This is a genomic window from Acidovorax sp. CCYZU-2555 (assembly GCF_018413525.1).
Lineage (GTDB): Bacteria > Pseudomonadota > Gammaproteobacteria > Burkholderiales > Burkholderiaceae_C > Comamonas.
Map to the genome: position 1 here is coordinate 23,390 of NZ_JAHCDD010000074.1, position 6,803 is coordinate 30,192.

At 66.8% G+C, this 6,803-nt stretch carries 7 protein-coding genes; 1 reads left to right on the forward strand and 6 read right to left on the reverse strand.

Going from position 1 to position 6,803, the window contains the following annotated elements; genetic code table 11:
- Window positions 1-25 precede the first annotated feature (25 nt).
- The 6 genes from KHY18_RS21635 to surE all read right to left on the reverse strand — a co-directional run bounded on the left by KHY18_RS21635 (window position 26) and on the right by surE (window position 5,756).
- Entirely contained in the window at window positions 26-1,354 is a 1,329-nt protein-coding gene (locus KHY18_RS21635; RefSeq protein ID WP_213304772.1) for a pseudouridine synthase, read from the reverse strand.
- Window positions 1,355-1,394: 40 nt separating this feature from the next.
- Entirely contained in the window at window positions 1,395-2,078 is a 684-nt protein-coding gene (gene scpB, locus KHY18_RS21640; RefSeq protein ID WP_213304774.1) for an SMC-Scp complex subunit ScpB, read from the reverse strand.
- 148 nt (window positions 2,079-2,226) lie between these two features.
- Window positions 2,227-3,225, reverse strand: a complete 999-nt coding sequence (locus KHY18_RS21645; protein ID WP_213304776.1) for an RluA family pseudouridine synthase — start codon at window positions 3,223-3,225, stop codon at window positions 2,227-2,229.
- Between the two features lie 60 nt (window positions 3,226-3,285).
- The gene (locus KHY18_RS21650) at window positions 3,286-4,167 is read right to left on the reverse strand and encodes a peptidoglycan DD-metalloendopeptidase family protein (RefSeq protein WP_213304778.1); all 882 of its coding nucleotides are present in this window, start codon (window positions 4,165-4,167) and stop codon (window positions 3,286-3,288) included.
- Window positions 4,168-4,179: 12 nt separating this feature from the next.
- Entirely contained in the window at window positions 4,180-4,977 is a 798-nt protein-coding gene (locus KHY18_RS21655; protein ID WP_502769376.1) for a protein-L-isoaspartate(D-aspartate) O-methyltransferase, read from the reverse strand.
- The gene (gene surE / locus KHY18_RS21660) at window positions 4,974-5,756 is read right to left on the reverse strand and encodes a 5'/3'-nucleotidase SurE (protein WP_213304780.1); all 783 of its coding nucleotides are present in this window, start codon (window positions 5,754-5,756) and stop codon (window positions 4,974-4,976) included. The genes KHY18_RS21655 and surE overlap by 4 nt, the downstream gene beginning before the upstream one ends.
- A 104-nt stretch (window positions 5,757-5,860) precedes the next feature.
- On the opposite strand from surE, the gene KHY18_RS21665 reads away from it, so the two are divergent.
- A partial coding sequence (locus KHY18_RS21665; protein WP_213304782.1) for an NADPH:quinone oxidoreductase family protein occupies window positions 5,861-6,803 on the forward strand: 943 nt, incomplete at its 3' end.

Here is a 6,803-nt window from a genome sequence, read left to right on the forward strand (position 1 = left end):
ACACCTGACTCTCCACCGGAGACTGTCAGCGGCGGCCGCGGCGCTGGGCCGTGGCGCGCTTGGCTTCCTTGCGCGCGCGTGACAGGCTGTCCTGGCCGATGAAGCCCGATTCGGTCTTGATCGGATCCGCCTGCACTTCGCTCGCTTGCGTGGGCTTGCGGCCCGTGCGCGGCGCGGCGGTGCGCGCGGCAAAAATGCCCCCGCCCTTGCGCGCCGGAGCCGGCGCACGGCCGGCACCGCCCGTACCCCGGGGGTTGGCCGGACGGCCCGTACCCCGTGGCGCGCGCTGTGCGTCTTCGCCTTCCGGGTTCTCGGAAGGAACGCGGGCCGCCTGGCGCAGCGCCTGGATGTCCTTTTCGTCGAGTTCCATGAACGCACCGCGCTTGAGACCGCGCGGCAGCAGCATCGCGCCGTAGCGGATGCGGATCAGGCGGCTCACGGCGTGGCCCACGGCCTCGAACATGCGGCGCACTTCGCGGTTGCGACCTTCGGAAATCGTCACGCGATACCAGCAGTTCGCGCCTTCGCCGCCGCCGTCTTCGATGGAGCCGAACGAGGCTTCGCCGTCTTCGAGCTTGACGCCGTCGAGCAGGCGCTGCTTTTCTTCCTTGTTGAGCGCGCCGAGCACGCGCACTGCGTACTCACGCTCCAGGCCGAAGCGCGGGTGCATCAGGTTGTTGGCCAGGTCACCCGAGTTGGTGAACAGCAGCAGGCCTTCGGTGTTCAGATCGAGGCGACCGATGGACTGCCACTTGCCCTGGTGCAGGCGCGGCAGGCGGCGAAACACCGTGGGATGGTTCTGGGGGTCGTCGTGGCTCACCACTTCGCCCGCGGGCTTGTGGTAGGCGAGCACGCGCGCTTCAGGCGCTTCGATGCGAAAGCGGATGGGCTTGCCGTTGACAGTGATCTGGTCGCCGTACTGCACGCGCTGGCCGACGTGGGCCAGTTCCTTGTTGACCGAAATCTTGCCTTCGAGGATCAGCTTTTCCATTTCGAGGCGCGAACCCATGCCGGCCTGGGCCAGCACCTTGTGCAGCTTGGGCGATTCGGCCTGGGGCGTGAGCACGCGCTTGGGCAGTGCGGCGTCCTCGATCTGCTCCTGGGCGTCGAGTTCACCCGCGACCACGTCGGCAAAGTCGAAACCGTCCAGCGGCGCGGCCGCGGGCGCGGCGGGCGCGACCGGTGCTACCGCAGTCGCGCGGCGCGGGCCCTTGCCGAACGCACCCTTGACCTGCTGGGGCCGGGGGCGTGGCTGGGGGCGCTGGCGTGCTGCAGGGCGCGCTGGCTCGTCTGCATCAGTCACGGGAGGCACCGCATTGGGGTTGCCGTCTTTATCCGCCGTCGAATCATTCATCATTTTTTCCTGTGTCGCATCACTGCGAGACCCTGTTCATTCAAACCTGGGGCAAAAGCGAAGCCTGCCCATCGAGGCCCGTGGTGTCCTGCACCACGGCCGTCGGCGGCGCGTCACCGCCGTCCGATTGCTCTGCCGCGACCGCTGCCGTTTCGGGCTCGGTCGCGGGTACTGCGTCTGCATCCAGCGCCTTGAAAAGGTCTGGCTGCGGCACGCCTGCCTGCATCGCGGGCAACTGGTCCAGGGACTGCAATCCCAGGTCGTCCAGAAACTGCCGCGTGGTCGCCAGCAGCGCGGGCCGACCGACGGTCTCGCGATGGCCGATGACTTCGACCCAGCCCCGGTCCTCGAACTGCTTGATCAGCAGGCTGTTGACCGTGACGCCGCGAATGTCTTCGATGTCGCCGCGCGTGACCGGCTGCTTGTAGGCAATGATCGCCAGCGTCTCGAGCGCCGCACGCGTGTAGCGTGGCGGCTTTTCGGGATGCAGGCGGTCGAGGTAGACACGCATTTCGGGACGGCTTTGAAAGCGCCACCCGGAAGCGACCTGCACCAATTCCACGCCCCGCAGCGCCCAGTCGTCCCGCAGCTCCAGCAGCAGGCCTTTGACAGTGTCGGTTCCAAGTGCATCGTCAAACAGCGCCCGCAGGTCTCGCACGGAGACCGGTAAAGGCGCGCATATCAGAGCAGTTTCCAGAACCCGTTTGGCATCGACCGTATTCATCGTGCAGCGACTCGGGGTAACGCGCCCCGGTGTGGCGGGGCTCAGGAGATAGGCGAAAACGCAGGTGCGTCAGCGTGATCCGGGCATGGCGCTCGCGCGGCGCACACCGGAACCTGGGGCGGATTGTAGCCCAGGCCGCGCAAAACGTTCAGTCGCCGTACGCTAAGCCCCAGGAATCGCAGGCCGCGCGCATGTCGTGCGGCAGCGGCGCGCGGAACTCCAGCGACTTGCCGGTCATGGGGTGGACGAACGCCAGGCGGAACGCGTGCAGGGCCTGGCGCTGCATGCCGGCTTCGGGATGGCCGCCATAAGTGGTGTCGGCGACCAGCGGGTGACCGATGGACGCCATGTGCACGCGAATCTGGTGGGTGCGGCCGGTGTGCAGCGTGCAATGCACCAGCGCGCCTTCGGTGCAGCCGGACAGCAGCGCGAAATCGGTCTGCGCGGTCTTGCCCGCGTGCAGCCCCAGGTCGACCACGGCCATTTTCAGGCGATTGCGCGGATCGCGGCCTATGGCGCGGTTCACCGTGCAGGTCTTGGCGCCCAGCCAGGGCTTGTGCGCGAGCGCGAGGTATTGGCGGCTCACGTTGCGCTCGGCGATCAGGGCCACCAGCGCGTCCATGGTCAGGCGGTCGCGTGCGACCACCATCAGCCCGCTGGTGTCCTTGTCGAGCCGGTGAACGATGCCCGCGCGCGGCACGACGGCAGCGCCTGGATCGCGCGCCAGCAGCGCGTTGAGCAGCGTGCCGCTCCAGTTGCCGGGCGCAGGATGCACCACCATGCCCGGGGCCTTGTTGATCACCAGCAGATGCGCGTCTTCATAGACGACCTCGATGGGCAGCTCTTCGGGCTGGAAGGCCTGGCTTTGCAGCGTGGGGCGCATTTCGACCAGCAACTGGTCGCCGGCCTTGACCTTGAGCGCGGCTTTTTCGACCACGCGCTGGTTGAGCTGCACCGCGCCCAGCGCCAGCAGTTGCTGCAGATAGCTGCGCGAGAATTCGGGGACCAGCGCGCACAGCGCCTTGTCCAGGCGCAGGCCATGCTGGTCCAGACGGACCGGGGCCTGGCGCGTTTCGAGAACTTCTTCTTCCAGCGCGCCAGACTCCTCACTGAGAGACGAATCCGGCTCGAGAGAATGAGAGTTCATGATGTAGATGACAGCGCGGCACAGCGCCGTCCGCAAGGGACGGCGGCTGCGCGCAGCGCATTAACGGGAAGGCAGATAGCGCGACGGATCGACGGGCTTGCCCTGGCGACGCACTTCGAAGTGCAGCTTCACGCGATCGGCGTCGGTGCTGCCCATTTCGGCGATCTTCTGGCCCTTGCGCACGCTCTGGTCTTCCTTGACGAGCAAGGTCTGGTTGTGCGCGTAAGCGGTCAGGTAGGTGTTGTTGTGCTTCAGGATGATCAGGTTGCCGTAGCCACGCAGGCCTGCGCCCGCATAGACCACGCGACCATCGGCCGCCGCGACCACCGGATCTCCGGCCTTGCCGGCGATGTCGTAGCCCTTGTTGCGCGCTTCGTCGAAGCCCGCGATCAGGCTGCCCGAAGCCGGCCAGATGAAGCCCAGGTCATCGTCGCCACCGGTTTGCGCCGAAGCCGCAGGCTTGGCGGGCGTGGCCGGAGCAGGCGTCACCGTGGCGGGCGGCGTCACGGTGGCATCGCCACCGGCCACCACGACAGGCGCGACCGCGCGACCGCTGCCGGAGTCGCTTTGCGACGACTGGGCCATGCCCGACGACGAAGACGACGCAGGCGGCACCACGCGCAGCACTTGTCCGACCTCGATCAGGTTGGGATTTTCAAGATTGCTCCAGCGGGAAATGTCTTTCCAGCTTTGACCGGTTTCCAATCCGATGCGGATCAGGGTGTCACCGGGACGCACGGTGTAATACCCGGGCTTGCCCGCATTTTCAGCGCCCGGCAAGGGCTTGGGCGCCGCTGCCGACGACGACATCGAGCCTCCCGACGAGGCAGCCGTGCCCCGATCTTCCACTGGAGCCCTGTTCACTTGTGAACCACAGCCGGCGAGTACAAAACCCGCCAGCAGCACAGATCCCCAAGCCCCAAGACTTCGCGATACCAACATAAGCAATCCCTTTTAGGCAATACCAGATTTTAAAGGGACAAAGTTCACTGCCTCGAGAACCGTCCTCTTAAGCCCATAGGGCGTCTTGTCAATGACCAATAAACTCTGCCCGCCCGCGCCGTTGCCCATGGGCGCGACCAGCCGGCCGCCGACGGCCAGCTGTTCGCACCAGGCATCGGGAATGGCGTCGCCGCCCGCGGCGGCGAGAATTCCTGCATAGGGCGCACCCTGGGCATAGCCAAGCATACCGTCACCAAACAGCAGATGCACATGCGCCAGCCGCAGCGGACGCAGATTCGTGCGGGCTTTCTCGTGCAGACCGCGCAGGCGCTCGATCGAATAGACCTCCTGCGCCACGCGACCGAGCACCGCCGCCTGGTAGCCGCAGCCGGTGCCGATCTCCAGCACCCGACCCAGACCGCCACGCGCGCATTCGGCGCCCAGCAGCAGCGCGGTCATGCGCGCCACCACGCTGGGCTTGGAAATCGTCTGCCCCAGACCGATGGGCAGGCTCGTATCTTCATAGGCCTGGTTGACCAGCGCGCTGTCGACAAAATGGTGGCGCTCGACGCTGGACATGGCCTGCAGCACCTGCTGCGAGTTCACGCCGCCTTGCGCCAGGCGCTGGACCATGCGGCTGCGCACGGCGATCGAATCGAGGCCCACGCCCATGGGCATGGGCATGGCCGCGGGCGCGCGCGTGGCCTGGCCGGCACCGGGCTTGGCGCTGGGCTTGCTGCCGGGCTTGGCGGAGGAAGGACTGGCCGAGGACGCAATCCAGGAGGGGAAGCCGGGAGGACGCTGCGTCACGGCGTCGACGCCTTCTCGTTCGGATCGAGCATGCGCGCCGCGGTCTGCGCCCAATAGCGCAGGTTGTCGTGGTCGGTCAGATCGACCTTGAGCGGCGTCATCGCCACATGGCCCTGGGCCGTGGCGTGGAAATCCGTGCCATCGGCGTCGTCCTTTGCCGCGCCCGCGCTGCCAATCCAGTACATGACTTCTCCTCGAGGACTTTCCTGGGTGATGACCCGCTCGGCCGCATGCCGGCGCCCGAGCCGGCACAGCTTGAGCGAGCGCATGGCCGCCAGCGGCATGTTGGGAATGTTGACGTTGAGCAGCCAGGGCGTTTCGCCCACGAGCTGCTGGGCCTGCATCTGCTGCACGATTTCGCGCGCCTTGGCGGCGGCGGCCTCGATTTCGGTCCAGCCCTTGTCGACCTGCGAAAACGCAATCGCCGGCACGCCGAACAGGTAGCCTTCCATGGCCGCGCCCACGGTGCCCGAGTAAATGGTGTCGTCGCCCATATTGGCGCCGTTGTTGATACCCGACACCACAAGGTCCGGGCGGTAGCCGAGCAGGCCGGTCAGCGCGATGTGCACGCAATCGGCCGGCGTGCCGTTGACATAGCGAAAACCATTGGGAGCCTGGTGCACGTACAAAGGCGAGTGCAGCGTCAGGGCATTGGATTTGGCACTGTTGTTGTGCTCAGGAGCGACCACCTCCACATCGGCAATGGTCTTCAACGATTCATAAAGCGCCACCAGGCCGGGCGCTTGATAACCGTCATCGTTGGAAATGAGGATTTTCATGGGATGCAGCGGATTGTAGGCGCCCGCCGACCCGTCGCCGCAGGGACAAGCTCCATGAGGTCATCGCTTCTATCATTCACGCAACAAAACGACAGGAGACCTGCATGCATGCTTGGCTGTGTACCACGCCCACGGGCGTCGATTCCCTGCAATGGACGGAGCTGCCCACGCCGCAGCCCCAGGCCGGAGAAGTCCTCATAGAGATCAAGGCCGCGAGCCTGAACTTTCCCGACATCCTGATCGTGCAGAACAAATACCAGATCAAGCCGCCTCTGCCTTTCGTGCCCGGCTCGGAATACGCGGGCGTGGTGCGCGCCGTGGGCGCGGGCGTGGAACATCTGGCCGTGGGCCAGAACGTCGCCTGCCTCACGGGCACGGGCGGCTTCGGCAGCCATGTGATCGCCCCGGCCGCGGCCTGCCTGCCGCTGCCCGGTGATTTCCCGCTGGTCGACGCGGCCGCCTTCATCATGACTTATGCCACCTCGCACCATGCGCTGATCGACCGCGCGCAGCTGCAGGCCGGCGAGACCGTGCTGGTGCTGGGCGCGGCCGGCGGCGTGGGCACGGCCGCGATCCAGATCGCCAAGGCCGCGGGCGCGCGCGTCATCGCCGCCGCGTCGAGCGACGAGAAATGCGCGCTGTGCACATCGCTGGGCGCCGACGCGACGATCAACTACAGCACGACCGAGCTGCGCGAAGCGCTCAAGGCCGCGACCGGCGGCAAGGGCCCGGACGTGATCTACGACCCGGTGGGCGGAGAACTGGCCGAGCCCGCGTTCCGCTCCATCGCCTGGCGCGGCCGCTACCTGGTGGTCGGCTTCGCCGCCGGCCCCATTCCCGCCCTGCCCTGGAACCTGGCGCTGCTCAAGGGCGCGTCGCTGGTCGGCGTCTTCTGGGGTGAGTTCCAGCGGCGCGAACCCAAGGCCAACGCGGCGATGATGGCCGCGCTGCTCGACTGGTACCGCGAAGGCAAGATCAAGCCCGTGATCGACACCACCATGCCCATGGCCGAACTGCAGGCGGCCTATGCGCGCATGGGCTCGCGCG